Annotated in this window: 1 protein-coding gene; it reads right to left on the reverse strand. The window is 40.6% G+C overall.

Annotated features, from left to right (window positions below; genetic code table 11):
• Positions 1-11: 11 nt before the first annotated feature.
• On the reverse strand, positions 12-1,409 hold the full coding sequence (locus J5X91_RS17945; RefSeq protein ID WP_208835391.1) for an IS4 family transposase: 1,398 nt from the start codon (positions 1,407-1,409) through the stop codon (positions 12-14).
• Positions 1,410-1,508: the final 99 nt, after the last annotated feature.

Raw genomic sequence — 1,508 nt, forward strand, 5'->3', positions numbered from 1 at the left:
CTGTCTCTTGATCACATCTCCTGTTGTTGCGCTTGCATGAATCGAGCGCCTTCTAGTAGTTGGCTCAGTGAAAACCAACCTTTCCATAAAGCTTCCCAACCAACAACACCTGTTTGCTTGCTGTTGTGCCACCCGCCTAATTTGGCAAGTGCATAATAAGCCCAATGTAATGAAGGTGTTGTGTTAGGTGCTTTTTTAGTTTCAGTCTTTGACCACAACAGTTTCCATTCAAGAAGATTGAAAAAATTGTCGCAACTAATTGATTTTGCATTATCTTTATCGACAACAAGCTCGCGTAACTGGAGAAGTCTCACCGCAATAAATGCTGTTATTACAATGATCTTTTCTAGATTATTTCGCGTTTGCATGCGAAACGACTCAACTCGAGTGCCCGCTGACTTCCACGCTTTATGGAACTCTTCAACTCGCCATCTTAGTTCATAAAATCTAACTATCTTTAGTGCATCAGAAGCACTATTTATTGGTTCGCCTGTATACAATTTCCACGACAATGGACTTGCTCCACTTGGTGGATCAATCTCGTTGCAACTTATTACTGTTAAATTCATACCACCAAGTTTCTTGTGTTTTTTAGGCGGATAAATAGTAATGCAAGCATAACGTACAGCTACTTTCGCAATACGTGCTTTTCGGCCTCCTTTTTGCTGTATCTTAACCGAATATGAAGCTTCGCTAGATTGATTTTCAATGTAGGGACTTAGTTTATCGCCGTCAGCATTCACGACCCGCTCATGCTTGGCCCTCACTACAAACCGTTGATTATTTATTGTTTTATAATCAATATACTCAAACATATCAGATTCTCGATCACAAACGCTTATGATATTGTCCATAACATCTGCAAATCGGGTACTCATTTCTTCCGACGAGCGTTGCCATTTATAACTTTCTTTCGTTTCGTACTTGCGGCGTTTTCTGTCGTTAGCGGTACCAAAGTTTTCATCTTTTCTGCACCAACGATGTTGTGCACCCAAGCCAATAGTACGCTCTGTTTCTGCATCGACCATAAGGACGGTGTGCGCCAACATCCCTTTAGAAGAGCTTTGTTTATATGCGCCAGTATGTCCGAGCTCTTTAGTCACATTGTGTCGGTAACACAATGTTGATGTATCTTCTAGCGCAAGGATTGTGTTTGACAGCGTTATTGCAGGTAACAGCGAATTCAAACCGGCGGTAGCGATGTTATCTGCGTCAACTTTATCATTGCGAAGAAAGCGATATGCGCCTTCAATAGAGGCCTGTGAGCCAGATGCTTTCACAATAGAACTTCCTGTGTTGCTCGCCATTTGATGACTTATTTTTACCAGGCGTTTAGTGCGTCGTTCATCACCTAATTCAGCATGTTTAAACAAATGATTAGCCCATTGTTCAGTATCTTTTATCAGCATAATAATTAAACTCGATCGGTTTTTTCGTTATAACTGATCTGATCGACTGATATAAATAAAGTTCAATTGAAGCCTAATTTATTTGTGTATAAGAGTCAG

Origin of the sequence: Pseudoalteromonas sp. K222D, from assembly GCF_017653575.1 — a bacterium.
In the GTDB taxonomy this organism is placed as follows: Bacteria; Pseudomonadota; Gammaproteobacteria; order Enterobacterales; family Alteromonadaceae; genus Pseudoalteromonas; species Pseudoalteromonas nigrifaciens.

Excerpts from the sequence above, each read along its gene's own strand:
- J5X91_RS17945 (WP_208835391.1), bottom strand. The coding sequence starts at position 1,409 with ATGCTGATAAAAGATACTGAACAATGGGCTAATCATTTGTTTAAACAT.